This window comes from Salinigranum halophilum, from assembly GCF_007004735.1.
Classification (GTDB): domain Archaea; phylum Halobacteriota; class Halobacteria; order Halobacteriales; family Haloferacaceae; genus Salinigranum; species Salinigranum halophilum.
In genome coordinates, this window is sequence record NZ_SSNL01000003.1 from 397,982 (window position 1) to 424,184 (window position 26,203).

The window sequence follows — 26,203 nt, forward strand, 5'->3', positions numbered from 1 at the left end:
CTTGTCGAACTTCAAGGAGTTCAACAGAATCGCTTTAGAGGCTCACTCCGACGAATTTCAAACTATCGACGCCTACGAAGTCCATCTGGTTCGGTGCTTGAATCCATGTCTCGAAGTCCACGACCTGCTCGCGTGCTTGTATGCCTTCGTCCATGTCCTGAGCCTTCGGCGACCGGCGACGGTGGTGTTCGAGCGCCTTCTGATAGTCGGTGTCCATGAGGCTCGTCGCCGTGGCGTTCGCAGCGACGGCAACACCGCCATCCGTCGCCATGTCGATCATCGGATCGTAGGTCGGCGCGTCGAACTCGAACAGCCCGCCGAGGCGACCGAACAGCGTAGTGCCTTCCGTCTCGGCGGTCGGGGCGTTCGTCCCGGCGTCTCCCCACTCGACGTTCACGAGTCTCGGGAGGTCGGCGAGAGCGACCGTCCGTTGTTCCTTCTTCCCGCCTTCGGTCTTGACGGTCACAGTCGTCTGTATCTCCATCGGCTCCTGTCCGAAACGGGCTCGAACCTCGTTGACCATCGACCCGTACTCGCGGGCCTCTCGGAGAGCGTCGTTGTAGTTCTCGATGGCCTTCTTGCTCTCCTCGGCTTCGAGAGCGGCGGCCCGAAAGCCGTTCCACGCTCGCTGTAACGTCCGAAGCGCGAAGGGCGGAAGCTCGGTGCCGTCGCCACCAGCGACCTCGACGACCTCGGCGGTGACAGCTTCCTCGCCCTCCTCAATCGGCCCACCGTCGTCCGTGATCAGCGAGTCCATACGGAACTCCATCTCGGCCACGTCAGCTCTCATCTCCTCGATTTCCTCGTCGGTCCAGCCGCAGTCACTCACGAGATGGACACAGGCGGCTTCGTCGCCCTTCCCACACCACTCCTCAGCGTGATGGCACTCCTCGCCCTGGGCTTTCTTGGCGCTCTTGGCGCGTCGTGCGACGACGTGTGCGGCGTCGTCCTCGTCGGCGTCGGTGTAGTTCGCACCGCCCCCACGCTGGGCACCTGCCCCCGTCCCGTCCGCATCGAACTGCATGGTCCGGGCGGTCTGCTGGGGCACTAGTGAGAGGTGTTCGCGGGCCTCGATTGTGTGGTCGTACTTCGCCAGCCAGTCGGAGATGCCGTGGTACGTGAGGATGGCCTTCGCGCTCCGAGCGTGGAAGCCGTGGGTTCCCCACGTCCACCCGTCACGCTTCTTGAGACGCTTCTTCTCGTCGTCGGTGAGATCGGTCTGTCCGTATTTTACATCGCTCTCACGCTGGTCGTCCAGAGTTTCGGTTTCCCACGTGTCGCGCTCTTTCTCCGAGAGGGCGTCGGCGTACACCTCGACGGTCTTGTGTCGACGGTCGTATTTGCTCGTCTCGGCCTCGTCGGGTAGCTCATCGCGCATGAGGTTCGCGGCTTCTCGGGTGTCGAACCTGTGCGAGAGTGTCTTGCGGTAGCCGTCGCCGTTGTCGTCCTCGGCAGTGGACTGGATGGCCTGCTCGTCGGCCTCCTGCTCAGCGTCTCGCTCGGCGTCGAGGGTGTCGAGCACGTCGAGGTCGGCTTTCTCTGCGGCGGTCGCGTCCAAGTTGGCGAACACGGCGAATCCGGCGGCGGTGTCCTCTTCCTCGTAATCTCGCGTTTCGTCGTCTTGGTAGAGGAAGTTGCTCACGTCGAGGTCACTGACGGAGGCACCCATGTCCTTCCCCAATGCCCACTCGACTTCGGAAAGCCCGTCGAACGCCGGTCCCCACACGTCCTCGTCCGACATCTCATACAAGGCGTCGGCCTTCGCGTCGGCGGCGTCGAGAGCTTCCCGTGCGTACTTCTCGGCGTCCCACTCGTCGCTCGTGGATTCGTCGCCGATAGCGTCCCTGACGAGTGGGACGATCTCGACGAGTCGGTCGTTCATCTTTGGCCCCACCTTGTCGATATCGCCGAAGCCTCCGTGGGTATCGTAGTAGGCGACGAGGCCTGCTACATCATCCACCTCGTTGCGGAGGTTGTCGGCTCCGAAGCCGTCGATGTCGGCAACGTTCAGGACCAACCAGAGATCGTCGTTCGCGGCGTGGTGGCGAATCTGCCCGACTTTCAACTGGGTGAGGCGCTTACCTCGAATCTCCGACTCACCCCACGGTTGCTTTTCTCGGAGCTTCGATTCCTGCTGGCGCTCGAACTGTTCGAGGCCCTTCGTGTCCGCGGTCCGAACACCGAAGCGACCCAGCCCCTCACGTTCGTTCTCGACGCTGGTGGGTTCGCTGGGCGTGGCGAGGTAGCCCTTGTTCTGCGCAGCGCGGTGTTCGCGGCTGGTGCTGTCGGTCCCCTCCTGAATCTCTATGCCGAACAGTTCGAGACCCTGCCCCGCGCCACGGTCGTCGCGATTGTCGGTCCACTGCTCGGATTCGTCTGTTGCCTGCTCCGGGTTCTTCGTGTCCTCGAAACCGGTTTGACTCTCGAACTCGCGCCAGTCGGCGTCACCGGACACAAGCCGTTCGTCGGTGGGCTTACTGACGAACAGTCGCCACTCGTTGTCAAACTCGCGCTCATTGAGGGGAGGAGGGAAGCCGTAGTCACGGAGGCCGTCTTTGACGGCGTTGACGGTGTCCTCGTTCCACGAGTCGTCCATCACGATGACGGGCTTGCCACCGATTATCTCGACGTAATACCGACCGTCTATGCCCGCGTTCGGACCCTCTTTCATCCACCAGAGGGCTTGAGCGGCCCAATAGTGGGCGTTCTCCATGTGCTTGTCCTTGAACGGGCCGGTGTAGTCGTCGGCCTCGACGGCTTCGGCTGCTATGTCTCCAGGGTTGTGGTTCTGCATCCAGTCGGTCGCCAGTTCGACTGCCTTGTTCCCGAACACGCCGCTTTCAACGCGCTCGATAGTCCCCCAGTCGGACTCGACAACGACGTTGTGACGGTTCTTCTCGGCGCTTTCGACCGTCACCCACACAGTGTTCTCGGGATTGATGTAGGTCCACCACTCGCCCTCGTAGCGTTCCCATCCGTTGATGTTCTCGGGGATCGGTGCGGCTCCATCGAAGGCTTCGACGTGTGCCCGTAGCTCGCCGTAGACGGTGCGGTCCTCTCGAATGAGGACGACGCTGTTCTTCCCGATGTCCTTCGCGGGTTTGCGGGTGAACCAGTCGGAAAGAGCGTACTCGCCAGCCGCGAGGGTACCGTCCGGCAGTTCGTACATAGCTGTGACCGATGGGATGCCGTGACTCATGCCCCGATACGCCAACACCACGTCCTCTTTCCCGTGGTCGGCCCAGCGTACCCAGCCGTTCACCTCGTCCGGTGGGTCACGCTCGAACTTGGCGTCTGCCCTCACCGTGGCCTGCTTCTCGCCTTCTTTGAGCCACGCGTCGGCAGCGGCCTTCGCCTGCTCGTCCTCGATCTCTCGTAGTACGTCGGCGTCGATGTTGTCCGAGGCCCACGCGATAACTGTGCGGGCCTTCTGGTATCGACGGTTGAGTGCCTTCTGTGGCTGTTCGTCGGGGTCGATGTCGTCGCTTCCGAAGTTGCCCGACGACCGCTCATACGGGGTGAGCTTGTAGTGCATCTCTCGCCAGTAACCGGGGTTATCGGGGTCGTCCTCGTGTTCGGTAGACCACCGACCCATACTGGCGCGAACGTCTTCGTGGTGACTGAAGCCGGTACGTGCGCCACCGGCTTGCAGGATACGGCGGGCGAGGTCGATTTCCACCTCCTTCTCGCTCTTGGGGACGTTCTCGGGGTGGGCCACGTCCTGCCACTCGATTTCCCCAGTGAACTCCACGTCGTCGTCGAGCAGATCGCGGGGATCGAACGCTCGGGTGCGGTCGGCCTCGTCGGGTTCGTCGTCGCGGTTGAGGTATGCCTTGCGAGCCTTCTGCCATGCATCGAGGCTCGACGGGCCAACGCCCTTCAGGTCCTCGATGGTGCTCGGTGTCGCGCCGAAGGCTTCGTCGAGGGTCGTGAATTTCGAGGCGATTGCCTTTGCTCCCTGTGCGGGGATTCCCTGTGCTTTCAGTTCGTCAATGAGGCTGCTGTCGGTCATGTCTGTGGAGTCGTCAGTGTCGGTATCGTCGGCCTCGACGGCCTCGGGGAGTAACCCCGTCTCAATCAGTGCGTCTCGAACGTTCGAGGCCTCCTCCTTGGTGAAATTCCCCTCGACGACCTCGGCCTTCGGGAGCTTCTTGAGGAACGATGAGTCGAGTTGCTGGGTCGTTTTCAGCGTCTCGGGCTGTGGCTCGTCGCTGTTCCACAGCGTCCCGCCTCGAAGCGGGTTGGGGTACTCGATTCGGACGCTCTTCTGGTTCACCCGGACGACGCGCCCGGTGTGGAGGTTCGGATTGCGAAAGACCACGAGGTCGCCTTCGGACAGTTCGCCTCGCTTGGCGTCCCGTAGCTTCTCACGTTTCAGTTCGTTCTGTTCGGCGACGGAGCTTCCGGCCTTCTTGAGTGCGCGGCTTCGAGCGCCGTTCACTCGGCCCCGTAGCCGTTCTATCTTCTCGTCGAACTCCTCCTTTCCCCGACGCTCGGAGTCACTGGCTTTCCGATGCTTGCGGACGGGATAGTTCGACGGTCCGGCCTCGGCCCAGCCGGGTATCTGGTCGTATCGCTTCTTTCGACCGACCCAGTCGTTGAACGCCCGTCGAGCGGCGTTGATAGTGCGACCGAGCTTGTAGTCGTTGAGGTAGTAGCGTCGGGCCTCGTCGCTGGGTAGCTCGTCATAGGCGCGTCGGAGCCCCTCGACGATCCTCTCTGGCGGCTTCGAGTAGCCGGGGATGTGGAGTTCTTCGACTGCCTCGACCATCTCGTCGATACTCCCGAACGACTTGATTGGACTGAGGTGCGGAGTGGCATCAAGCCGGTCGAGCGACCGCTGGCGGTAGTCGCCGAAGCCCATGACCGTGGGCTTCTGTTTCTTCTCGTCGGCCTCATCGGGTGAGAAGGACTCGAATCCGGTCTGTCCTCCATCAGCTCGTAGCGCCCGCTCGGCGGCTCGCATTGCCCGTTCTTCGGACTCGTTGATTCGGGCCTCCCAGTCGATGCTCTCTGGGACAACTCCATCTCGGTGATCCTGCGGGCTCCACAGATCGGCCTCGTCGGGTGTGATAGTTGGCGGGCCGTATCCGGCTTCGCTCATGCGGCGTTCGGCCTCGATGTTCTCGGCCTCGTCCCATCCTTCGTCCTCGGAATCGGACTCTGCCGGGTCGGGACACTCGCTGGCGTCGTACACTTCTGGTGAGATCGGAGGTCGGTAGTTGTACCTAACAGACCACGCTCTCACGAGATTGTCGAGCGAGTGCTGCATCTTCTCGTACAGCGGGGGGCACTCCCGAGTGGTCTTGATCCACTTGTCCGGCGTGAACAGCCCCCCGGAGCGGGCGGCCTTGATTACAGAAGCCCCGTCGACGCTCTCGACTGGAATACCGAATTTCGAGACGTGGAGTTGGAGCTTCGGACCTCCCCCGAGGAGGTGTACCGAGTCAACGTCTCGATACTCGGTCCACTGGTGAAACACCGGCTTCCCGCGAGTGTCGAAGAACCCTTCAGGATCGCCGTCTGCGCCGATGTCCCAATTAGCGAGAGGAAGCCCGACGCGATGACGGTCGGGAATCTCGGTCGGGTGAACGCCCTTCGGAACCATGATGACAGTCTCAGCGTGCTCGGCGAGGCGGTCGGCTTGTTCGGTGGCTTCATCGAGATCGGCGGCATCTTGCACGTCGGGGGCAACCGCTAGCTTTGGCTGTTCTCGTTCCACAGCGGCGAGGTGCTCCTCGAACGGTGTCCGGTCTCGAAAGTTGTAGTCGCAAAACTCGATTTCGAGGGAGTCGGGTGGCCGACTCCTCGATGTTTCGTAACCGAGGTGCGCTCCCGAGCGGGAGATAGCTTCTGCCGCCTCTGTCCCGTAGGCGGTGGCGCACACGTCGATAGGTTCGGTCATTACCGAACAGTGCTAGCCGAGGGAGCCGTATGTAAATTGGAGAGAATATCAATACCGGCCGACTGAGAGCCAACTTGGGTGGTACTAATTGGTCAGAGTTTGGCCGAGTCGGAAGGATTACTGAACAGTGATTTCTACCTCAACTGTCTCGCGGTCGTCAATGTCGATCCGATTATTGAGGACGGCACCAATGGCGAAGGCACAGATCCCGGCGAGAGACATCCCGATGATGACCTCGTTTTCCGGGTTCATCGCGCAGCCTCTCGGGCTTGAAGCACGAGGTAGGTAACGAGTGGAGCAGCGATGGTGACACTCCACAGTCCGAGGCCGGTTTGACCGGCTATTGGTAGGCCGGTGGCCGAAGTAATTCCGAGACGGAGTGGGTAGGTGAGAAAGACACCGAGTGCCACGAGTATCGACACGGTAACTCGGCTATTCGAGAGGCCGGAAATGTTCGGAGGATCGGGTATGGGGCTTCCAGTTGTGTCGGTGACTGTACCAGTAGGACCGTCTCGTCCATCGAACAGTTCGTTGTTCACGGGCCGAGGTTCGGCGGTAGGTACAAAAGACAGACAAACCGTCGAAAAGGGGGGTTGGAGCGTGGGGGGCGACACGGTGGACAATATCGCCGGGTTGATTCTGGCCCTACTATCCCCGTCGAATCGATTGGTGGGTTACTGAAAAAGACAAACGGACAGTCCTGTTCGGATTCTCGGCTATATCGTTATTCGTGCAAAGCGAGGTGTGATCAATAGGTGTTAGGATTGACGAATCCGTCTCTCTGCTCGATACCGAAGTATCGTCTCGGCATAGTAGGAATCCTTTCGATCACTCTCCGCGACTTCCTCAAACGCTTGACGCGTTATCTGCTTAGTAGACAATTCACCATCCTCAATCTTCCAGGCAAACGGCTCTTTGGGGTCTAATCCTCGCTCTCGCAGCATGTCCCCATCTACCCGCAACGCCCACACGAGTTCGTCACCGTACTCAATTGCTTGTTCTCGGCTCAGCATCAATTTGTCCAGATATTCATCTCCGTGTGGAGCAGGTGCAGCCCACTCCACTTTCCACTCAGACTCAACGTGATTTGAGGACATACACATAAACCAATGCCCGATGAGATAATTGAGGGGGTTCGACTCCTACTCCTCGCCCATTTCAGCCCGCAATTCCGCGAGAAGTTCTTCCTTCATTTCGGCCATGATAGCGGCTTTTGCGTCGGGATCGGACAGAATTTCTTTCGCTGCGTCGAGTCCCTGCTCTTCCTCGACCGTCTCAGTCTCGCCCTTCGACTCCCACAGTGCTTTGTCGGCCATCTGGTCGATGTTCTCTGCCGAGTGCCTGAGTGGGACACCGCATGAGTGACAGAACGCAACCCCTGTGAGATTCGAGATCGTGACACCACAACTCGGACAGTTCTCGAACAGGTGGCCAACCTCTTCTTCGTCGTCGTCGGTGGCCATACCGTAGTGGTCCTCGATGTCCTCGGCGTGGCTCTTGTCCTTGAGGGAACCGTATCGGTCGAGGTGCTGACTGTCGCTGTGCCAGCCGACCATGTATTTGATACGCTGGTCGCTGAGACCATCCCGGATCATACGGCGAATCGCGGTGTGGCGTAGCCGATGGGTTTGTGCCTTCTCTTCGTCGACACCCGCGGAGGCAGCGAGCCGAGAGATAGTTTTCTCGAAGCCGGAATAGCCCAACGGGTCACCCTTGTTGTAGTGACGCCCTCCTCGCATGGTGACGAACAGTGCGTCGTCCTCGTCGTAGTCGGGCCAGTGCGGGTGTTTGTTGAGCCACCGCGTCACGTAGGGAGTCGCCCAAATCATCGGTCGGTAGCCCTTCGCCCCTTTGAGGCCGGCAGCCTCCGGATTGAGATTGAAGCCACCGCGATTCCCCTTAATCTCGATATCCTTCAGTCGGATCGAAGCGAGGGCACTGATGCGCTGTCCGGTAGCCAGCATGAGCGCGAGGATCGCCGAGTCTCGCTCGTCGGCAACCATGAACATCTTGGCTGTCTCGTCGGAGGTGAAGCAGTCGTCCTCGGTGATTTTTCCTGGGGTAGGTTGCCCGACCTCGATCTCTTCGTGCCAGTCACGACCCAGGTGTTTGAAGAACAATCGAAGGGCTTGACGGAACGACCGGACGTACTCTGCGGAGTATCCCCCCTTCTTGGCACCTTCGATGGTGCCCTGCTGTAGCCCATTGAGGAAGTGGGAGAAGTCGGAGTTGTACTCGTCGTGCTCGTACTCGTGTAGGGGCTTGTGGGTCAACTCGGCACACCGAATCAGCATCGTGAGCAGGTTGCCCTGTGTGCTGGCTTCGTATTGACCGCTGGCGTCACGGCGGTCCATGAGAGCTCGAATTGCCTGTCGGTCTTTGTCGTCTATCTTGGCCTTTTGAAGCCGCTTCCGAGTCTGCTGGTATTTGCCTTCGTAGTCCGAGGGGTCGTTGACTGATACCACACCCAAGAGACGACGGAAGGTCTGATAAGACTAACTGTCTTAGATGTCGTATAGTTTCCCAAGCCAATAGCCCGGGTTCAATTCCCGGACGGCGCATGTCCGTTCTCCGTCGGTTTACGTACCGTCAATCACTCATTTCACCGCTCTCGCCGAACGAGCCTCCGCTGGCCGCGATGGGCGCGAAGACGCGGTGAGACCCCGTTACCGATACGCCGCGATGAACGAGGCCACTCTGGTCGGGAGGCGGTCGAACACGTCCTCCGGAATCTGTGGTACCACTCTGTCGGCGAGCGCGACGAGCGGCTTCCGCAGGGCGGTGTACACCACCGAGATTCCGAGCGCGCCGGCGATTCCGAGCTGTGCCGTGCCGTCGAGGACGAGGAGCGCCGGGAGCGCGAGCGCGCCACTGAGCACCAGGTCCTCCGGCGCACCGTCGTACCGAATCCACCGCCGTGGGGCGATCCACCGGCCGCTCGCGTGGTTGTACACCGCTCGCTCGCCCTGTCCGAGCCAGGGACGCGGTTCGAGGCCGCCGCCCGCCGCGTCCATCACGGAGTGGAGGGCCGCCGCGGCGAGGAACAGGGTGACCGCGAGCGTCGTCGGCGTCGTCACGGCCGCGGCGACGACGCCCGCGAGGAGCGCGGCGACGCTGTAGTACACCGGGAAGTGTAGCGTCTTGCGGTGGTCTCCCGTGAGGTCGAAGTCGGGGAAGAAGCCACCCACGGCCGCAGCGAGGACCGGCAGTCCGCCCGCCTCGGGGACGAACAGGGAGACCGCGACTGCGAGTGCCACGCCGGCGAGGGCGTGGGTCGTTGCCATCATCGTCCCCAGTTTGGGGCGTCGAAGAAAAAACGCTGTCGTGATTCGTGGTATCGTGTCGACGCTCGGTCTCGACGGGGTCCATCCTTTAAGTTCGGGGCGGCGTACTCGTGGGTATGCGATTCGTTATCGTCGGGTACGGCCGTGTCGGTGCGCGGACTGCACGCGTCCTCAAAGAGGAAGGCCACAACGTCGTCGTCGTGGAGAACGACGACCAGAAGGTCGAACGGGCCAGAGAGGCGGGGTTCGAGGTCGTCGAGGGAGACGGGTCGAACGAGGCGACGCTCGAACGCGCCGGCATCGAACACGCCGACGCCGTCGGTGGGCTCACCGGGGACCCGAACGTGAACTTCGCAGCCTGTATGATCGGCAAGGAGTTCGACTGTCGGGCAATCATGCGTATCAGTGAGGACTACCGCGAAGAGATCTACGAGCAGTACGCCGAGGACGTCGACGAGGTCATCTACCCCGAGCGCCTCGGCGCGGCGGGAGCGAAGACGGCACTGCTCGGCGGGAACTTCAACGCGCTCGGCGACCTCACCGAACGGCTCCAGCTCTCGACGGTCACGGTTCCCGAGGGAGCACCGGTCGTCGGACAGCGTGTCTCGGAGGTCGACCTCGGCCCACGGGCACGCATCTATGCACACAGTCACGACCGCGAGGAGATGACGATTCCGCTCCCGGGGACGGAGATTCACGTCGGTGACCAGCTCGCGCTCATCATCGATCTCGACGCCGTCGACGAGGTGAAGACGGCGCTGCTCGGCGACGCGGTCGAAGCCTGAGTGAGAGAGTGGTGGCCCGCCGCCGCGAGACAGCACCGACGGCAGGCGACCGGGAGAGATGGAGCGTTACAGGCACCGCCGACCGGTGCCGCACACCGAACAGCTGTGGGGTGTGCCGGGCGCGCGGGTGGGAGGATGGGAACTGAGGCCGTAGTGCGCGCCCACCAGTTCCCACCGCGGGTGTCACCTTAAATCCGCGTCAGACAGGCGTGTGACTCCCTCGCGAAAAACCGACCGACAGCACGGCTCTGTCGAGCGAAACCGGTCGGATTCTGCGGCGGATACGGCCGGACCCGGCGGCGAACCGGTAACTCTCTTGTCGCGCCCACGTGTACCACCACTCGTGACCTGGGAGGCCCTCTTCGAACGAGCGACGAGGTACGACGTGTCCGAAGCGGCCGTCAGAACCGCGCTCGCGACCGTCCGTGACGCCGACGCCGAGAGCGAGGACGACCGTGTCGACTGACGCGAGTCCGGCCCGCGTCGTCGCCGACGCCGACGTCCTCGCCGCCGACCTCCTCGTCGGCGGCGCCTCGCGTGCGGCGCTCGACCACGTCAGACGCCATTCGTGGATGACGCTCGTCGCGAGCGACGCGCTCCTCGACGACGCCGCGGCGGTCATCACGCGACTCGCGGACGCGGCACTCGCGAGCGACTGGCGAGCGCGCTGTGCGGTGTGGCGCGAACCCGTCGACCACCCCACGGGCGACCACCCCGGACTCGCGTCGGCGTATCGCGGCGGCGCGATGCACCTGCTCTCGTTCGACGAACGACTCGGGAGCGCCCGCGCCGGCGCGTCGCTGCAGGGTCACGTCCCGCTCAGCGTCCGCCCGCCGCAGGCGTTCGCGACGCTGTTCGACGCCGAGAGCCTCTATCTGGAGGTCGTCGGAGGCGACTATCCGGGTCCCGATTGTGACCCACGTGGCTAGGACTGGCGAGCGTCTCACCGGTCCGAGCCGCCGTCCTGGCGGTCGGCGAACCGTCTCCGCCACCTCGTGCCCGACGAGGCATCCGTCACTCCGGGTTGCTCCGTTCGGGATACCACCGGAAGACTCGCACTGCTCGTCTTCCGAGATTCGCTTCGCTACCGCTCAGCAAACCACTCAGCGAACTTCGCGAGCGCGCGCCCCCGGTGTGAGACGCCGTTCTTCTCCTCGGTGCCCATCTCGGCCATCGTCTTCCCGTTGTGCTCGAAGATGGGGTCGTAGCCGAAGCCGCCGTCGCCGCGCGGTTCGACGATGCGCCCACGGACGACGCCCTCGAACAGTTTCACCGGAAGACCGCTCGACTCGTCGTCCCCGTCGGGACCGGTCGCGGCCGCGACGGTCCTGTCGTCGCGGTCGACGGGGTCCGGACTCGCGTCGAACCCCTCACCGTCGCAGTACGCGAGCGTACACCGGAAGGCGGCGCGGTGGTCCGTCTCGGCCGCGGCGAGTTCCTGCACGCGCTCGATGCCGACTGTCTCCTCGACGTACGACGAGTACGGACCGGGAAACCCATCGAGGGCGTCGATGAACAGCCCGGCGTCGTCGACGAGGACGGGCTCGCCGGCGTGACGGTACGCCTCTCTCGCCCCGCGTGCGGCGATGGGGCCGAGCTCCGGGCTCTGTATCTCCGTGTAATCGAAGTCGAGCTGGGCGACGGCCGAGCCGAGATACTCCGTCGCCTCGCGGACCTTCCCGGGATTCGTGGTGACGTATCTGAGCATACGTCTCCTGGACCGTCGCGAGCAAAAGCAGGTTCGATTCGGCCGTTCGGCTCAGTCGTCGATGATGACTTCGACGGGGTCGTCCTCGACGGATTCGACGTCGTCTGCACCCTGTCGTTCGTTCCAGAGGAGTGCCGCGACGACGCCGAGCACGACCCACGAGCGCCACGAGGCGAGGTTGATGGTGTAGCCGATGCCGAAGGGCTTCTCGACGAGCATGCCCTTTCCGGGCTGCCAGTACGACGACAGCAGGCGGCCGACGCTCGGCCGCTCGAAGTTGTAGGGAACACCGAAGATGCTACCGGACTGGGGTTTCTCAGCCATACGCTCCCGTACGACGGCGCCGGGTAAATGGTTTAGCCTCCGTCCCCGACCGCGCGCGACCGGTCACTGCTGCCGAAGGTTCTTGTCCGATACCGCGGCCACCGGTCGGTGTGCACTGACAGCCACTGCGGGGTGTGCCGCGACGCGGCGACACGACACCCCGTCCCCCCGAGTGTCGCCCGTTCGCCCCGTCCGTTCGCGAGTCACTGGTACCGACCGCGACCCTCGACCGTCCGGAGCCGGTCGACCACCGCCCTGGCGGCCGCGCCCCCGGAGTCGAGATAGCCCGAGAGACACGCGTCGAACAGCGGCTCCGGGGTCTCGGCTGTCCCCTCGACGCTCTGCCCGAAGACGTGGAGGTCCATCGCGTGGTCCTCGACGTGTCCCGTGTGGAAGCCGAGCCCGAAGTCGACGAAGAACACCGACTCGCCCGCACGCTCGCCGACCCGGACGTTCCGCGTCGTCGGGTCGCCGTGGACGATGCCGGCGTCGTGGAGCGTCGCGAGGTACTCGCCCACGAGCCGCGTCGCCTCCGTCGACAGCGCCCCGGCGAGGTCGACCTCACCCACGTACTGGAGCGTCAGCGTCGCCTCGGGAAGGTCGACGTCGTGAACGAGTGGGGTCGGAACCCCTGCCCGTCGAGCCTCGCTCAGCAGTCGTGCCTCGGCGACGGTCCGCTCCCGTCGCAGTCGCTCGTCGAGTTCGGGATGGCGGTACTCCTTCGGGAGTCGGCGCTTCGTCACGAGGGCTCCCGCCGTGGTCACGGTCGCCTCGGCACCGCGGACGGTCCCCGTCTCCGACGGTGTCCGCGCGACGGACTCCTCGCCGCTGCGCCACGAGACGGGGACCTGGTCGGGCCGGAAGTTCGAATCGACCGCGGATTCGGGAATCGCGAGCGTGTCGCCGGCGGCGTACATCTTCGCCCCGAGGACGGCGATCATCCCGGCGTTGTCGCGGAGGAACCGCGGGTCGGGCGCGTAGAAGGACGCCCCGCGCGCCTCGCACATCTCCCGAAGCATCTCCCGGAGCCGTGCGTTCTGACCGACGCCACCCCCGAGCACGAGTTCGTCCGTGCCGGTGAGCGACAGCGCCCGTTCCGCGACCTCGGCGAGCATCGCGAAGACGGTCTCTTGGAGCCCACAGCAGACGTCCTCCACGTCGACGCCGTCGTCGTACGCGCCCTTCGCGGCGCTCATGATGCCGGAGAAGGAGAAGTCCATCCCCTTGACCACGTAGGGGAGGTCGACGTACTCGCCGTCTTCGGCGGCCCGCTCGACCTTCGGGCCGCCCGGATGTGACCAGCCGACGTGGCGGGTGAACTTGTCGATGGCGTTCCCCACACCGGTGTCCATCGTCTCACCGAGCACCCGGTAGCGACCGTTGTGATATCCGAGGAGGTGGGCGTTCGCGCCCGAGGCGTTCAGACACACCGGGGAGTCGAAGCCCGACTGGTGTCGGCCGATTTCGAGGTGAGCCACCATGTGGTTCACCCCGACGAGGGGGACGTCGAGCGCCCCGGCGAGGGCGCGTGCGGCGGTCCCGACGATGCGGAGACAGGGACCGAGGCCGGGGCCACGTGAGAACGCGACGGCGTCGATACCGCCTCGCGCGCGGGCGTGTGCCAGCGCGGTCTCGACGACACGCGGGATGGCGTCGCCCATGTGTTCGGCGGCTTCACGCGGGTGAATGCCGCCGCTCTCGGGCTGATAGGGGTCGGACTCGATGAACACGTCGTCGGCCTCGACGTCGAAGACCGCAGCGCTCGCTGCCCAGGCCGTCCCTTCGATACCGAGAACGCGCACCTGTCCGCGAAGTCAGGCCTCTTCGGCCTCGACTTCGGGTTCGTCGCCGCTCGTGATCTTGTTCCGCTCGAGCATGTACTCCTGCTCGACGTCACGGGCGAACTCGGGGCTCTCGTACACCTTCGCGTAGCCGACGGTCTTTCGCATCCCGAACTTCGTGTCGAGCGTGTGGACGACGACCTCGTCGGAGTTTTTGTTCAGCTTCGCGGCGAGACTGTCGCGAACAGAGAGACGAGAGGGAGTTGCTTCCTCGTGGACGACCTCGAACCGGACGTCGGTCCGGTGGAGCATCGGATTCTCGTCCTCGTCGATGATTTCGATTTCCATGGTTCAGTTGCTTCTATTTCGCTCCGAGGCAGGCAAAAGGATTTCGAAGGACGTGACGACGCCACGACGACCTCCGACGTCGCTGCATGTTCCGCTTCAGGCGTCGCCGTCTCCCGCTCCGTCCAGCATCGCCAGCGCGGCGTCAGCGTCGCCGTCGAACCGCCGCAGCAACCCTCGCATCGTCTCTCGCGACTCGGGCGTGACCCGGATGCAGACCATCCCGACGTCGGGCTGGCCGTAGACGACGCTCGCGCCGTCCGGGGCGGCGACGACGGCCGGGAGCGTCACGAGGTCCTCCTCGCCGTCGACGTCGAGGACCTGTGGTCCGGGCGCGTCGATGGCTTCGGTGAGCGCCCGGAGTATCGACTCTGACAGTTCGCCGGCGGGGTTCTCCACAGCGGTCCCCGATGGGAGTTCGTCCAGCGCCGCCGCCGTCTCTGCCGAGACCGACTCGCGTTTCGTCCGGCCGTCGACGACCGCGACGTCGGGGGTCTTCCCGGCACGCAGGAGGTGTGCGGTGACAACGTCGCCGACGGCGACGAGCGGACCGTCGACCTCGGCGAGGAGGTCGTCCGCGTCGGTGTAGACGGGGCCGAACGGCTCCTTGAACTCGCTCCGTAGCGATTTCGGGAGGCGGAGCATCGGGCTCAGCGGACCTTCAGCGCGTAGCCACCGGGGTCGGAGACGTTCATCTCCTCGGCGATCTCCGACTCCTCGGGGTGAGTGATGTAGACGTACCCCGCCCAGTCTTCGGTGAGCGACGACGAGCCACAGAGGTCACACGTCTGGTTGTCGGGCCCGTTGATGTGGTGACACTCGCGGCAGGCGAGTCGCTTCTTCGCCATCAGTCACCGGCCTCCGCTTCCGACTCCTGTCGCTTCGCCTCGAGCCAGCCGTGTTTGCCGAGGCCGGGCTGCTTCGCCGTGAGGCCGATCTTCGAGTCGCGCGGGTTGCGCTCGTCGACGCTCTTCGTCACGATTCGCACCCGGACGGAGTCGCCGACGCCGAGCGTCTGGTTCGACTCCGTCGAGGCGAGTTGTTGGTTCTCCCCGTCGTACGCGAGATATTCGTTGGATATCTGCGAGACGTGCAGCAGACCGTCGACGGGGCCGATGCCGACGAACGCGCCGAACTCGACGACCTCGACGACGTTCCCGTCGACGACTTCCTGCATCTGTGGGTCGAAGGTGACGGCGTCGAACTCCGCCTCGTAGTACACGCCCGGGCGACCCGGCAGCACCGAGCCCTCCCCGATGTCGTGTACTTCGATGACGCTGACGACGCTACCGACGTCTTCGTCCATCCGTCCTTCGAGTTTGTCCTGGAGCAATCGCTTCACCCGTCCGGGGGTGACGTCCGCCAGGTGGCGAGGCGGCACTTCCACCGTGTCTTTGAGTCGTACCCGTTTGTACATACGTGGTTTGAGTCCTGCTACGGTTCCGTAATCGCAAGTGTGTTGCGGCCCCGCCGGCCGACGACCGGGACACCCCGGTCGAGCAATCGGCCGCGGAGGGGTCTGTCGTTCGTGACGACGTAGTCGGCGTCTCCCGCCAGTTCGACGACGGCGTCGTCCGCGTACGACGCCTCGGTGCCGACGACCCGACACCGGTCTGCGAGGTCGCGACCGACGCTCGCGGCGACGGCCTCCTTGCTCGCACCCGACGAGAGCGTCTCGAGTTCGGTCACGACGGCGTGCGGAACGACCAGGTCCACCGCTTCGAGCGACCCGCCGAGCAGGCGAGCGAGTTCGTCGAAGACACGGACGTCGCACTCGACCGGCATCATGAGCGCGTTGGTGTCCAGCACGACTGTCGTCACTTACTGTAGGGTTCCGATTCCGATGAGGCGCCAGCGCGCGCCGACGCGTCGGTTGATGGCGATTTTCGCCCCCGATTCGGCGCACACCGGTCGCTTGAGGTTCACCTCGCACTCTCCCTCGCGGGCGCTCGTCACCGCGCCCACCGTGGTGGCGGTCCCGACGGTGAGCATGAGCGGTTCGCCCGTGGAGATGTCTTCGACGTTTCCGCCCTCGTCCTCGGCACCGACCACCCGGTCGAGGAGGTCGACGCCCATGACGAACGACTCCCGCGTCGGCGGCAGCGTCCCGGGTGCACCGGCGACCTGCCCGGCGAGCGCGTCACCCTTCGTCAGCGACGGGTCCAGTCCCGTCCCGACGCCGAGTAACCCACCGGGCCCTGCCTTCTCCAGTTGGGTGCCGCCAGCCTGTAACGACCGGACCGTCGTCTCGATCGGTCGCCACTCGGACTGCCCGCCCTCTTCGACCTCGCGGCCGGGGCGGAGCTGAATCTCGTCGTCGACCTCCAGTTCACCCTCGACCAGACTGCCGCCGATGACGCCGCCGGTGAGCCCGTCCCAGGTCGTCCCCGGACGGTTGATGTCGAAACTGCGGGCGACGAACATCCGCGGGTCCTCTGTCGCGTCGCGCTCGGGCGTGGGAATCTCCCGCTCGACGGCGTCGATGAGGAGGTCCATGTTAATCTCCTGCTGGGCGCTGATGGGGACGATGGGTGCGTCCTCGGCCACGGTGCCCTCGACGAACTCCTGGATCTGCTCGTAGTTCTCGACCGCGCGGTCGCGGTCGACGAGGTCGATCTTGTTCTGGGCGATGACGATGTTCTCGATGCCGATGATGTCGAGCGCCATCAGGTGTTCTTCCGTCTGTGCCTGCGGGACGTTCTCCGTCGCCGAGACGACGAGGACCGCACCGTCCATCAGTGCGGCACCCGAGAGCATCGTCGCCATCAGCGTCTCGTGGCCCGGCGCGTCGACGAACGACACCGTCCGGAGTACCTCGCTCTTCGAGCCGTCCTCGCACTCTTCTTCGACGGTGTAACAGTCGGGTGCCTCGACGCCGGGACACGTACGGAACGTCGCGTCCGCGTAGCCCAGTCGGATGGAGATTCCGCGCTTCATCTCCTCCGAGTGCTGGTCCGTCCACGACCCCGACAGGGCCTGGACCAGCGTCGTCTTCCCGTGGTCGACGTGGCCGACGAGTCCGATGTTCACCTCCGGTTGCTGTGTTGTGTCTGTCACCATTGACCTCCTGAGAGTAATCTTGGGGAAGTTTCGCCCCGAACGACTGATAAATGTGCTGTTCTCGGCCTCTCCGTGCGGCCACGTACCGCGGTTGCGGTCGTCGCTCGCGGCTGTCGACCGCTCACATCGTCCGGGCGGCCCGACCCGGTCCCGACGGCGCGCGCTCGTGTCGGTGTGGTTTTGTCCGCGCCGCCCTCACGGTCTCCCGTGCGGGAGTACGCCTTCGAACTCGCGCTGTGTGTCCACCTCGAGGAGACGACAGACTGGGTCGTCGCCCGGCAGTTGGGCGGGAGTGTGGCCTCGCCCGGCGGCCGCATCGTCGACGTCGTCGGCCTCGTCCCCGGCCCGGGGTTCGACCGCCGAGCAGCCGTCACCGCCGCGACGATCCCGCCGCTCGCGCTCGAGAGCGACGTCGGCGTCGGCACGTCCGTCCGCCCGGAACGAGCGTTCTCCTGTTCGTCATCGGTGGCGCGACGGGTCGCCGACCGCGCGGTCGAGGTCGGGTTCTTCGAGGCCGACCACCGCGGCGGTCACCGCGTCGTCCGTCGCGCCGTCCGCTACCCCGAAGACTGGTTCGCCGAACTGGTCGCCATCGAGAACAAACCCGACCTCGGGTCGCCGGGCGACCTCGAAGCCCAGTTGCGAACCGACGTGAGCCTCGCGCTGTTCGACCGGGTCGTACTCGCGACGGAGAGCTACGTGACCCGCGCGCACCTCAATCGTATCCCCGAGGGCGTCGGCGTGTGGCGGTTCGACCCCGAGGACGGCGTGAGGGAGGTCGTCCGCGAACCGGCCTCGCTCTCGACGGCGGCCACGGGCGTCGAACCCGTCGACGCACAGCCGCTCCGGACCGACGTCGAGTTCGTCGCCCCGGACGAGAAGGCCCGTGTGCGGCGCAGGGTCGCCGAACGCGCCTACGGCAAGGGATGGCGTCCCGAACCGCCGGGGTGTACCCACGCGACTGTCACCGCCGACGGCCGGCCGTACTGTGCGCGGTTCGACCGGGTGGTCGACCCCGGCGCAGACTGCGGCGAGGGGTGTTCGGCGTTCGAGGCGGCGGACCCGCCGGCGGCCGACCGCGCGGCGCTCCGAGCCGACAGAACCCCGTGGGTCCGTGACCCCGACGGCGTCGCTCGCCGGCAGACCGGGCTCGACCACTTCTCGTGAGGGTCTCTGGTTCACTCTCGCCCGTAGCGGAAGCCGACCACGGAAACGTCGCCGAACGCGAGGCCGCCGTGATAGCGCCCCCGCGTCCGTCCGGACGGCTGGGCCGCCTCGGTGAGGCGGATTCACCCCCCGGACTCTCAGAAGGAGCGGATGTCGGTCGACTCGCAGTACACGCACTCGTCGAGCGGTCCCGCCGTCTGGAAGTTCGCGTCGCACTCCCAGCAGTGGTGGAGGTCTCCCCTCGCGATGCCCAGACCCGTCCGGACGCTGTCTATCACGCTCATGGTCCGTCCCATCTACGTCGTCTGAGAAAATAGCCTTATCTGTTCGAATACTAGTAGAAAAAATACCGAAACGGTACTATTTCACACTCCCTCTCGCTGACTGGTACCGGAAGTGGGAGTGGCGGTCAGAGGTCGTACTGCTCGCCGTCGACCGCCAGCGGCTCCTCGAAGGCCTCCTCGACGGGGTAGAAGTGAGCGGTGTGGACGAGTCTCGTCTGCCTCGCGCCGAGCTCTCCGGCGAGGTCGAGTGCCCCCTCGCGCGTCATGTGCTTCGAGCCGAACGTCCGTGGCACGCCGTCGTCGTCCTCGTGCTTTCCGCCGAGCGGATGGTACTCACAGAGCGACGCGGGGACGATGGCGTCGGCGAGGAGGAGGTCGGGGTCGGAGAGCACCTCGCGGGACGCCGCGGGCACGTCGTAGCTCGTATCGCCCGTCAGTGACAGCTTCGCGCCGGTCCCGGGGTCCTCGACGGCGAGGCCGTAACAGACGAGCGGCGGGTGGTCGACCGGCACGAGGGTGCACTCGAAGCCGCAGGCACAAAAGCGCTCGAAGGGGGCGTGGTCACGGACCGTGATGCGGTCGAGATAGTCGTACTTCCGCCGAATCGTGTCGGCGACCGACTCCTCGGTCACCGGGTCGACGTCGTTCGCCGCGTGGACGGGGAGGTCGTCGAAGACGCGGTAGGCGTTGCCGAGGCCGTCGAGGTGGTCGAAGTGGATGTGGGTCACGACGGCCTCGGTTGGCAGTGGAACGTCATGCGTCAGGAACTGGTGGCGGAAGTCGGGGCTGAGGTCGACGAGGAGACACTCCCCCGTCCGGGGGTTCTCGACGTGCACGGCGAAGCGCGACCGCTCGACGCCCAGTTCGCGAGCACGCGCGCAGGTGTCGCAGTCGCAGCCGACGGTCGGGGTCCCGGTCGTGTCGCCGGTGCCGAGGAGGGTGACGCGCATCTATGCAGGGGCAGGGGACGGCGATGCTTAAGGGTGGGCGAAGCGCTCTCACGGACGCCGGCCTCACGCCCGGCGCTGCTCGAACGGTCTCACGCTCGCCACTGCTCGAAGACTCTCGCCCGCACGGGAACCGTCGTCTCGTACTCGCGCGATGCGAGCGAGACGGTCACGTCGACCCATCGCGGGGCCGCAGCCACGAGGTCGTCGAAGAGAACCTCGGTCGCCGAGACCCGGCTTCCCTGTCGGTCGTCGGTGACGGTCCGGGCCACGACGACGGTGGGCACGCCGCCGCGCGATGTGATGCCGACGGACGCGTCGGGTTCGTCGTAGCCGAGCCGTTCGGCGGTCGTCTCCGCCACCGCGTCCGACGCGACACTGGCACGCCGGACGCGACCCCAGCGCTCGAACGGCACCGTGTCGTAGACCGGTTCTCGTTCGGGCTCGGAGCCGTTCTCCACCGCCTCGTGGTTCCCGTGCTCGTACGCCGAGACGTACCGAACCGCGTCCTCGTCCGGGAGATAGGTGTACGCTTCGCCGTCGACGTACGCCTCCCGTGCCGAGACCGGGTCCCCTCGCGGTCGGCGCGTCGAGGGTCGTCCCGCCGAGACACCCCGCGAAGCCGGCGACGGCGAGGCCCGTCGCCTGGAGGACGGTCCGTCGACTCGTCGGGGACATACGTCGGCGTTGTGAAGGGCTCGACAACTGTCCTGTGGAAAACCAGCCGTGTCGTCGAGCGCCCGACTCCTCCTCCGCCGTTAGTCGTGGGTGTGGGTGTGTCCGTGGTCGTGGTCGTGGCTGTGCCCGTTCTCCTCGTTGCCCGAGGAGCCGCCGTCGCCGGCGATGAGCGTCTCCTGGTCGCCGTCGATCATGTCCATATTTTTGAGGTTGTCGCGCTCTTCGAAGTCGGAGACGGCGTCGAGGATGTCCTCCTGGGTGAGGCTCATTCGCTCCTCGGTGAGCGCTTCGAGGACGGCCTCGCGGAGGACGAGTCTGAGGTCGCTCCCGGTGAGCCCTTCGGTCTTCTCCGCGACGGCCTCGGGGTCGAACTCCGCGATGTCCATCCGGCGGGTGACGATGCGCAGGATGTCGGCGCGCATCTGGTAGTCGGGCTTGGGGAAGTTGACGATCTCGTCGAAGCGCCGCCACGCCGCCGAATCGAGCTGGTCGGGGTGGTTCGTCGCTCCGATGAGGAGCACGTCGTCCCTGATGAGCGAGATCTCGTCGATACACTTCAGCAGGGTGTTGACGGCGCGTTTCAGGGCGGCGTGTTCGTCGGACCGTCGGGTCTTCGCCACCGAGTCGAACTCGTCGATGAAGAGGATACACGGGGAGAGCCGACGGGCCACCTCGAACGTCTTGTCGACGTTCTTGGCCGTCTCGCCGAGGTACTGACTCGTGATCATCGAGAGCTTCACCTCCACGAAGGGCAGCCCGAGTTCGTGTGCGAGCGCCCGCGAGACGGTGGTCTTTCCGGTTCCCGGTGGGCCGACGAACAGGAGTTTCCCGATCTCGCGCAGGCCGATCTCCGCGAGGTAGTCGCGGTGTTCGATGGCCTTGACGATCTTCTCGATCTCGCCTTCCTGATCGGTGGTGAGCACGAGGTCGTCGAGTGTCATCTCGATCTCCTCGGGCGCGCGAACGGAGACGAGGTCGAGCATCTCGGCGTCCTCCTCGGCGTCGAAGTACGACTCGAGGAGGCTGTCGATCCAGACCCGGTCCGCCTGGATGGGGCGGTTCGACTTCCGCGCCTCCTCGTGGGTCACGTCGACGTCGTCGCGGTCCTCGACGGCGGCCGCGAGCGTGGGGTTCGTCGCGAACCTGTCGCGGTCGGCCCGCTGGACGAGCCAGTCGAGCGCCATCTCCGGCTGGGTGAGCGTGATGCGCCCCGCGAACTCCTCTTTCTGGGTGAACATGAGGTCGGAGACGGCCTCCCAGGGGTCGTCTGCGCCTGTCGCTTGCCGCGCCGTCTTCTCTGTCGCAACCAGCGGGCGCTCGACCCCTCCGACCTCGCCCTCCTCCTCGGACTCGGCCCAGAAGACACGCCGATACCGCGGCGGGAGGTCGTTCGCGTCCAGTTGCCGGTTCTCGCTATAGATGTGGGCAGTCAGAAGGAACTCAACCACGTCGAGGGCCCGGTCACTCATCCGTTCTTCGTTGCTACTACAGGCGCATAAGACCGTCGAAGGTGTTCTCGTGATTCCGTGTGCGCCCGCCGGCGACGACCGGGCGTCGCGACACACCTGCTCGGGGACGAACTAACGAATGGCCAGTTTCAAGCCGAACTATCTCGTGTTTACGTGACTTAATTCCTTATACATAGATATATATTGTCCCAAATCCGGGTGTTTCGGACCAGAAATCCACTTCTACAACGGGTAGAGTTATATCGCTCCGCTGGCGCACGTTCGAGAGTGCACGAGTCGAACACCCACCGACCCTGGCGCGACGTGTACGAACGACTGTCACCGACCGACGCCGCCGAAGGAGTCCCTCTCAGATGAGTGGTTCAGTGGAGCCCGCGGGCCGCGAGAGCTTCGGGCCCCGTGACGCCCCGCGTCCCGACTGACGATGCCGAGGATGAAGGCGGACACGGGACGGGCCGGAATCGTCCTCGCGGGAGGGCCGTCGACGCGGTTCGAAGACGGTGACAAGGCGCTCGCCGCGCTCGCCGGCCGGCCGCTCCTCCTCCACGCCGTCGAGGCGGTCTCGCCGGTCGTCGACGACGTCGTCGTGAGCTGTCGTCGAGACCAGCGTCGGAGCTTCGAGTCGGCCCTCGAGGGGGTGGACGTGTCGTTCGCCACCGACCCCATCGACGGGCTCGGCCCCGTCGGCGGCCTCCGGACGGCCCTCCGCGAGACCGACCGGCTCACGGCCGTAGTCATCGGCTGTGACAGCCCGCTCGTCCCGCCCGCGTTCCTCGGGCATCTGCTCGACCGACTCGAGGGCTCGACGACCGCCGGTGTGCTCGTCCGAACAGACGGCCGCACGCGACGGCTCCCCACGGCGGTCAACACCCGCGCGGCCGCGGCCGCGGCGAGCGAGGCGCTCGACGACGGCGGCACCCTCCACGACGTCGTCGAGTCGCTCGCTCCGGTCGTCATCCCCGAACATCACGTCGCCGCGGCTGTCGACACCGAGCGCCTCGTGACCGTCGACACGCGTGCTGACCTCGCCCGTGTCGAAGAGACGCTCGGACGCCGTATCGCGTCTGGTTCACCGGACGGGAGCCCGTCCGGTGCGGACGGCGTGCGGTCGAACGGTCGGTAGCGGTACTGTTCGTCGGAGCCACACGGGGGTCTCGACAGCCCTGGACACGTGCTGCGTGTCGCCGGCTGTCACCGAGTCGGGATTTATACGCCCTGGCCCTCGACGGTAGGCTATGTCCACACCTGTCGTCGCGGCCGCCTCGCGCACCCCACAGGGGAGAGACGGCGGCGCTCTCTCGGGGGTCAGAAGCGAGGACCTCTCGACGACCCTCATCGACCACCTGCTCGACGTCACCGGACTCGACCCGGCGCTCGTCGACGACCTCATGTGGGGCTGCGCCCAGCAGCGCTCGGAACAGGACGCCAACCTCGCACGAGTCATCGCGCTCTTGTCGCGGCTCGGAGAGGAGACGCCGGCGACGACCATCAACCGCTGGTGCGCCTCGTCGATGCAGGCGGTCATCTCCGCGTCGGACGCCATCGCGGCGGGGACCCGTGACTGTATCGTCGCCGGCGGCGTCGAGAGCATGTCTCGCGTTCCGCTCTCCTCGATGCCGTACGACGAACTCCACCCGCGGCTCTCGAGTGTGTACGACCTCGCCGACCTGGAGATGGGGGCGACGGCCGAGACGGTCGCCGACGTGTACGACGTCTCCCGTGATGCACAGGACGAGTACGCCCTCCAGTCACAGCGGCGGGCCGCCGAGGCGACCGACTCGGGTCGCTTCGACGACGAACTCGTCCCGGTCGAGACCGACGACGGACTCGTCGAAGCGGACGAGGGAATCCGCCGCGACACCACCCTGGAGGGGCTCTCGGAGCTCCCGCCCGCCTTCAGCGAGGACGGCACCGTCACGGCCGGGAACGCCTCGCAGATTTCGGACGGCGCGGCGCTCGTCCTCGTGACGAGCGAGTCGTTCGCCGCCGACTACGGTCTCGACGTCCTGGCGCGGGTCGGCACGAACCACGTCGCCGGCGTCGACCCGACGGTGATGGGTATCGGTCCGGTGCCGGCGACGCGGGGGCTCATCGAGCGGGCCGGCCGCGACGTCGACGACTACGACCTCGTCGAACTGAACGAGGCGTTCGCCTCGCAAGCTCTCTACTGCCGCCGTGAACTCGGCATTCCCCCCGAGCAGTTCAACGTCAACGGCGGCGCTATCGCCATCGGCCACCCGCTCGGCGCGTCCGGCGCGCGCCTCCCCGTGACGCTCGTCCACGAGATGCGGAAGCGCGACGTCACACGCGGTCTGGCGACGCTCTGTGTCGGCTTCGGTCAGGGCGCGGCCATCGAGTTCGAGCGGTGAGTCGGGACGGCCGTCTCAGTCGTCCGCGGGCGCGGCACCGCCCGACCCGCCGAGGCGCGCGTCGGGGACGGTCCCCTCGACGGTCCAGCCCCGGGCGTCGTAGTAGTCGTCGAGCGCCCGCTCGAAGCCCGGAAGCTCGTAAGGGAGGGTGTCGGCGTCGCGGTCCAGTCCCCGCTGATTGTTGAAGTGTCGCTCGAGGTCGACGATTCGCGCGCCGACGGTCAGCAACTCCTCGAACTCCGCGCCGAGGAGCTCCGCGAGGCGCTCGTCGGTGACGAAGCCGCGCGAGAACTTGCAGACGACGCCCGAGTCGAGCACCGCGTGATGGTTCTCCCGCCCGACGAGCCGCTCCGCCTTCGCGTCGAGTCCCGAGGGGTCCATCGCCTCCTCCTTGTCGACGAGCGGGTACTCGAGCGCGTAGAACGTGGCGTACATGTGGTCCGCCCCGCGGTTCGCGACGGCGAACGAGAGCCCCTGACCCTGGAGCGTCCGGCCGTCGTGGCCGGGGAACTCCAGCCCTTTGACGCTCCAGTTCTCGACGCCCAGTTCCTCGTGACAGCGGGCGACGCCCTCGGCGAGGAGGTCGCCGACGCCCTCGCGGTGAGCGATCTTCGTCACCGTCTCGTGGACGAGGTCGACGTTGCCGAACTCGTCCTCGCTGGCGAGGTACGCGGCGACGGTGTCTCCTGCCGAAATGGTGTCCATCCCGAGCTGGTCACACAGCTCGTTCGACTGCATCACGTCGACGATGTCGTCGACGGCGCAGTTCGACCCGAACGACATCACCGTCTCGAACTCCGGTCCCTCGGTCTCGACGCCGGTCTCGTCGTCCTTCGTGGGGAGCTTGCACGCGAAGGCACACGCCGAACACGTCCCCTTCTTGAACTTCTTCTCCTCGACGCGGTCGCCGTTGATGCCCTCGACGCCCTCGAACTGCAGTTCCGAGAAGTACCGCGTGGGGAGCGCCGACACTTCGTTGCCGAGGTCGGTGACCGAGGTGGTTCCCTGGCGCTTCATGATGTGGTCCGAGGTGGCGGCCTCGCGGTGGACGTCCATCTGCACGGGCGGGACGTCGACCGCGGGGGTGGAGTCGCCGTCGAACGTGATGGCCTTCACACCCTTCGCGCCGAGCACCGCGCCGAGGCCACCGCGGCCGAACGCTCGCGACTCGGAGGTCATGATGCAGGCGAAGCGGACCTCGTTCTCGCCCGCCGGGCCGATGTTGGCGACGTGCTCGGGGGACAGGTCGTGTGACTCCGCGAGGGACGCGACGGTCTCCGAGGTGGTCGCGCCCGCGAGGTCGGGCACCGGTTCGAACTCGACCCCCTCGTCGGTGACGTGGAGCGCGAGGAGTTCGTCGCTCGCGCCGTGGAGTTCGACGGCACCGTAGCCGGTGGCAGTGAAGTTCCGCGACATGAACCCCCCGGCGTTCGACGAGAACAGGCCGTCGGTGAGTGGCGAGACCGCCGTCGCGTTCATCCGACCCGTGAACGACATCTGCGCGTGCTGCATCGGACCGGTGGTGAAGTACAGTCGGTTCTCCGGACCGAGCGGGTCGGCGTCGTACGGGACGCGGTCGTGGGCGAGTTTCGTTCCGACACCGCGACCGCCGATGAACGACGACAGGACGTCGTCGATGTCCGTTTCGCTCGTCGTCCGGTCGGTGAGATCGATCGAGAGGAGTGGGCCCTTCGCGTGGCGCATGGCCACCCTTGTCGGGAGCGGGCGATAAACGTTGGCGTCTCGTTACCACCTCGCCATCAGCAACCGGTACGAATATGTCGGCAAGTGCGCAAGTAGGTGGTCATGAAGCGTCTCGTTGCCGTCGGCGTGGCGGCTGCTCTCACCGGCGTCGGGATGGCTGCCGTCGAAGCTGGACTCGTCGGGCAGCCGATGCTGGGCGACCCCGTCTGGCTCCTCCTCGGCGGACTCGTCGTCGGCTACTGGGCCGTCTTCCTCCACTGGGCGCGAACGCAGTCGTAGCCGGTCGTCTCGCCTACTCACGACGACCCGGCCGACGACGCACACCGAACGTGGTCGTTCCACCGGGCCACCGGGCCATCGGTCCGTCGGTCCGTCGGTCCGTCGGGTCACCGT

Annotated in this window: 25 protein-coding genes and 1 pseudogene; 7 read left to right on the top strand and 19 right to left on the bottom strand. The window is 65.6% G+C overall.

The window, feature by feature from the left end; genetic code table 11:
- Positions 1–34 precede the first annotated feature (34 nt).
- From E6N53_RS06615 to E6N53_RS06635, 5 genes and pseudogenes are all read right to left on the bottom strand, one after another.
- Positions 35–5,197 carry a hypothetical protein gene (locus tag E6N53_RS06615; RefSeq protein WP_142857891.1) on the bottom strand — a complete coding sequence of 1,721 codons (5,163 nt, stop codon included), beginning with the start codon at positions 5,195–5,197 and terminating at the stop codon, positions 35–37.
- 99 nt (positions 5,198–5,296) lie between these two features.
- Positions 5,297–5,905, bottom strand: a pseudogene (locus E6N53_RS21605) (DUF6610 family protein); the annotation flags it as partial.
- Between the two features lie 117 nt (positions 5,906–6,022).
- The gene (locus E6N53_RS21415; protein WP_269090091.1) at positions 6,023–6,157 is read right to left on the bottom strand and encodes a hypothetical protein; all 135 of its coding nucleotides are present in this window, start codon (positions 6,155–6,157) and stop codon (positions 6,023–6,025) included.
- Positions 6,158–7,047: 890 nt separating this feature from the next.
- Positions 7,048–8,370 (bottom strand): tyrosine-type recombinase/integrase, encoded by a 1,323-nt coding sequence (locus E6N53_RS06630; RefSeq protein ID WP_142857897.1) that lies wholly within the window; start codon positions 8,368–8,370, stop codon positions 7,048–7,050.
- 201 nt (positions 8,371–8,571) lie between these two features.
- A complete protein-coding gene (locus E6N53_RS06635) occupies positions 8,572–9,192 on the bottom strand; it encodes a metal-dependent hydrolase (RefSeq protein WP_201741090.1) in 621 nt (206 codons plus the stop codon).
- A 113-nt stretch (positions 9,193–9,305) separates the two neighbouring features.
- On the opposite strand from E6N53_RS06635, the gene E6N53_RS06640 reads away from it, so the two are divergent.
- From E6N53_RS06640 to E6N53_RS06645, 3 genes are all read left to right on the top strand, one after another.
- Positions 9,306–9,974 carry a potassium channel family protein gene (locus E6N53_RS06640; protein WP_136589603.1) on the top strand — a complete coding sequence of 223 codons (669 nt, stop codon included), beginning with the start codon at positions 9,306–9,308 and terminating at the stop codon, positions 9,972–9,974.
- A gap of 343 nt (positions 9,975–10,317) precedes the next feature.
- Positions 10,318–10,440, top strand: coding sequence for a hypothetical protein (locus E6N53_RS21420; RefSeq protein ID WP_269090092.1), 123 nt, complete (start codon positions 10,318–10,320; stop codon positions 10,438–10,440).
- Positions 10,430–10,903, top strand: coding sequence for a DUF7384 family protein (locus E6N53_RS06645; RefSeq protein WP_142857900.1), 474 nt, complete (start codon positions 10,430–10,432; stop codon positions 10,901–10,903). Before E6N53_RS21420 ends, E6N53_RS06645 begins: the two co-directional genes overlap by 11 nt.
- 155 nt (positions 10,904–11,058) lie before the next feature.
- On the opposite strand, the gene E6N53_RS06650 is transcribed toward E6N53_RS06645, so the two are convergent.
- The 9 genes from E6N53_RS06650 to E6N53_RS06690 form a co-directional block, all read right to left on the bottom strand.
- Positions 11,059–11,682, bottom strand: a complete 624-nt coding sequence (locus tag E6N53_RS06650; protein ID WP_142857902.1) for a non-canonical purine NTP pyrophosphatase — start codon at positions 11,680–11,682, stop codon at positions 11,059–11,061.
- Between the two features lie 51 nt (positions 11,683–11,733).
- Positions 11,734–12,006 (bottom strand): DUF5808 domain-containing protein, encoded by a 273-nt coding sequence (locus E6N53_RS06655; protein WP_136589600.1) that lies wholly within the window; start codon positions 12,004–12,006, stop codon positions 11,734–11,736.
- Positions 12,007–12,209: 203 nt separating this feature from the next.
- Positions 12,210–13,808, bottom strand: coding sequence for a bifunctional N(6)-L-threonylcarbamoyladenine synthase/serine/threonine protein kinase (locus tag E6N53_RS06660; protein ID WP_142857904.1), 1,599 nt, complete (start codon positions 13,806–13,808; stop codon positions 12,210–12,212).
- A 12-nt stretch (positions 13,809–13,820) separates the two neighbouring features.
- Positions 13,821–14,135: a 30S ribosomal protein S24e gene (locus E6N53_RS06665; protein WP_136589598.1), complete on the bottom strand. Its 315-nt coding sequence runs from the start codon at positions 14,133–14,135 to the stop codon at positions 13,821–13,823.
- Positions 14,136–14,231: 96 nt separating this feature from the next.
- Positions 14,232–14,777 carry a GTP-dependent dephospho-CoA kinase family protein gene (locus tag E6N53_RS06670; RefSeq protein ID WP_142857906.1) on the bottom strand — a complete coding sequence of 182 codons (546 nt, stop codon included), beginning with the start codon at positions 14,775–14,777 and terminating at the stop codon, positions 14,232–14,234.
- Positions 14,778–14,782: 5 nt separating this feature from the next.
- Positions 14,783–14,980, bottom strand: a complete 198-nt coding sequence (spt4, locus tag E6N53_RS06675) for a transcription elongation factor subunit Spt4 (RefSeq protein ID WP_136589596.1) — start codon at positions 14,978–14,980, stop codon at positions 14,783–14,785.
- Positions 14,980–15,549, bottom strand: coding sequence for a DNA-directed RNA polymerase (locus E6N53_RS06680; protein ID WP_136589595.1), 570 nt, complete (start codon positions 15,547–15,549; stop codon positions 14,980–14,982). The genes spt4 and E6N53_RS06680 overlap by 1 nt, the downstream gene beginning before the upstream one ends.
- A 17-nt stretch (positions 15,550–15,566) precedes the next feature.
- Positions 15,567–15,938, bottom strand: coding sequence for a PIN domain-containing protein (locus E6N53_RS06685; protein ID WP_142858488.1), 372 nt, complete (start codon positions 15,936–15,938; stop codon positions 15,567–15,569).
- A 15-nt stretch (positions 15,939–15,953) separates the two neighbouring features.
- The gene (locus E6N53_RS06690) at positions 15,954–17,192 is read right to left on the bottom strand and encodes a translation initiation factor IF-2 subunit gamma (RefSeq protein WP_142857908.1); all 1,239 of its coding nucleotides are present in this window, start codon (positions 17,190–17,192) and stop codon (positions 15,954–15,956) included.
- A gap of 207 nt (positions 17,193–17,399) precedes the next feature.
- Between E6N53_RS06690 and E6N53_RS06695 the strand changes: the two genes are divergently transcribed.
- The gene (locus tag E6N53_RS06695; RefSeq protein WP_142857910.1) at positions 17,400–18,359 is read left to right on the top strand and encodes a DUF5787 family protein; all 960 of its coding nucleotides are present in this window, start codon (positions 17,400–17,402) and stop codon (positions 18,357–18,359) included.
- 137 nt (positions 18,360–18,496) lie between these two features.
- Here E6N53_RS06695 and E6N53_RS20660 read toward each other — a convergent pair whose 3' ends face one another.
- The 4 genes from E6N53_RS20660 to E6N53_RS06710 all read right to left on the bottom strand — a co-directional run bounded on the left by E6N53_RS20660 (position 18,497) and on the right by E6N53_RS06710 (position 21,737).
- Positions 18,497–18,643: a hypothetical protein gene (locus tag E6N53_RS20660; RefSeq protein WP_161596519.1), complete on the bottom strand. Its 147-nt coding sequence runs from the start codon at positions 18,641–18,643 to the stop codon at positions 18,497–18,499.
- Between the two features lie 125 nt (positions 18,644–18,768).
- The gene (locus E6N53_RS06700; RefSeq protein WP_142857912.1) at positions 18,769–19,593 is read right to left on the bottom strand and encodes an MBL fold metallo-hydrolase; all 825 of its coding nucleotides are present in this window, start codon (positions 19,591–19,593) and stop codon (positions 18,769–18,771) included.
- 89 nt (positions 19,594–19,682) lie between these two features.
- Entirely contained in the window at positions 19,683–20,051 is a 369-nt protein-coding gene (locus tag E6N53_RS06705; protein ID WP_142857914.1) for a hypothetical protein, read from the bottom strand.
- A 297-nt stretch (positions 20,052–20,348) separates the two neighbouring features.
- On the bottom strand, positions 20,349–21,737 hold the full coding sequence (locus E6N53_RS06710; RefSeq protein WP_136589591.1) for an ATP-binding protein: 1,389 nt from the start codon (positions 21,735–21,737) through the stop codon (positions 20,349–20,351).
- Positions 21,738–22,170: 433 nt separating this feature from the next.
- On the opposite strand from E6N53_RS06710, the gene mobA reads away from it, so the two are divergent.
- Together mobA and E6N53_RS06720 are read left to right on the top strand one after the other, a co-directional pair.
- The gene (mobA, locus tag E6N53_RS06715; protein WP_201741091.1) at positions 22,171–22,860 is read left to right on the top strand and encodes a molybdenum cofactor guanylyltransferase; all 690 of its coding nucleotides are present in this window, start codon (positions 22,171–22,173) and stop codon (positions 22,858–22,860) included.
- Between the two features lie 112 nt (positions 22,861–22,972).
- Positions 22,973–24,106, top strand: coding sequence for a thiolase family protein (locus E6N53_RS06720; RefSeq protein WP_142857918.1), 1,134 nt, complete (start codon positions 22,973–22,975; stop codon positions 24,104–24,106).
- Positions 24,107–24,121: 15 nt separating this feature from the next.
- On the opposite strand, the gene E6N53_RS06725 is transcribed toward E6N53_RS06720, so the two are convergent.
- Positions 24,122–25,810, bottom strand: a complete 1,689-nt coding sequence (locus E6N53_RS06725) for an aldehyde ferredoxin oxidoreductase family protein (protein ID WP_142857920.1) — start codon at positions 25,808–25,810, stop codon at positions 24,122–24,124.
- Positions 25,811–25,912: 102 nt separating this feature from the next.
- Here E6N53_RS06725 and E6N53_RS06730 point away from each other — a divergent pair, with 102 nt between their 5' ends.
- Complete coding sequence (locus E6N53_RS06730) at positions 25,913–26,089, top strand: spore germination protein (protein WP_136589587.1); 177 nt, start codon at positions 25,913–25,915, stop codon at positions 26,087–26,089.
- Positions 26,090–26,203: the final 114 nt, after the last annotated feature.

Excerpts from the sequence above, each read along its gene's own strand:
- E6N53_RS21415 (WP_269090091.1), bottom strand. The coding sequence starts at position 6,157 with ATGAACCCGGAAAACGAGGTCATCATCGGGATGTCTCTCGCCGGGATC.
- E6N53_RS06635 (WP_201741090.1), bottom strand. The coding sequence starts at position 9,192 with ATGATGGCAACGACCCACGCCCTCGCCGGCGTGGCACTCGCAGTCGCG.
- E6N53_RS06640 (WP_136589603.1), top strand. The coding sequence starts at position 9,306 with ATGCGATTCGTTATCGTCGGGTACGGCCGTGTCGGTGCGCGGACTGCA.
- E6N53_RS06650 (WP_142857902.1), bottom strand. The coding sequence starts at position 11,682 with ATGCTCAGATACGTCACCACGAATCCCGGGAAGGTCCGCGAGGCGACG.
- E6N53_RS06655 (WP_136589600.1), bottom strand. The coding sequence starts at position 12,006 with ATGGCTGAGAAACCCCAGTCCGGTAGCATCTTCGGTGTTCCCTACAAC.
- E6N53_RS06665 (WP_136589598.1), bottom strand. The coding sequence starts at position 14,135 with ATGGAAATCGAAATCATCGACGAGGACGAGAATCCGATGCTCCACCGG.
- E6N53_RS06670 (WP_142857906.1), bottom strand. The coding sequence starts at position 14,777 with ATGCTCCGCCTCCCGAAATCGCTACGGAGCGAGTTCAAGGAGCCGTTC.
- spt4 (WP_136589596.1), bottom strand. The coding sequence starts at position 14,980 with ATGGCGAAGAAGCGACTCGCCTGCCGCGAGTGTCACCACATCAACGGG.
- E6N53_RS06680 (WP_136589595.1), bottom strand. The coding sequence starts at position 15,549 with ATGTACAAACGGGTACGACTCAAAGACACGGTGGAAGTGCCGCCTCGC.
- E6N53_RS06690 (WP_142857908.1), bottom strand. The coding sequence starts at position 17,192 with ATGGTGACAGACACAACACAGCAACCGGAGGTGAACATCGGACTCGTC.
- E6N53_RS20660 (WP_161596519.1), bottom strand. The coding sequence starts at position 18,643 with ATGAGCGTGATAGACAGCGTCCGGACGGGTCTGGGCATCGCGAGGGGA.
- E6N53_RS06700 (WP_142857912.1), bottom strand. The coding sequence starts at position 19,593 with ATGCGCGTCACCCTCCTCGGCACCGGCGACACGACCGGGACCCCGACC.
- E6N53_RS06710 (WP_136589591.1), bottom strand. The coding sequence starts at position 21,737 with ATGAGTGACCGGGCCCTCGACGTGGTTGAGTTCCTTCTGACTGCCCAC.
- mobA (WP_201741091.1), top strand. The coding sequence starts at position 22,171 with ATGAAGGCGGACACGGGACGGGCCGGAATCGTCCTCGCGGGAGGGCCG.
- E6N53_RS06720 (WP_142857918.1), top strand. The coding sequence starts at position 22,973 with ATGTCCACACCTGTCGTCGCGGCCGCCTCGCGCACCCCACAGGGGAGA.
- E6N53_RS06725 (WP_142857920.1), bottom strand. The coding sequence starts at position 25,810 with ATGCGCCACGCGAAGGGCCCACTCCTCTCGATCGATCTCACCGACCGG.
- E6N53_RS06730 (WP_136589587.1), top strand. The coding sequence starts at position 25,913 with ATGAAGCGTCTCGTTGCCGTCGGCGTGGCGGCTGCTCTCACCGGCGTC.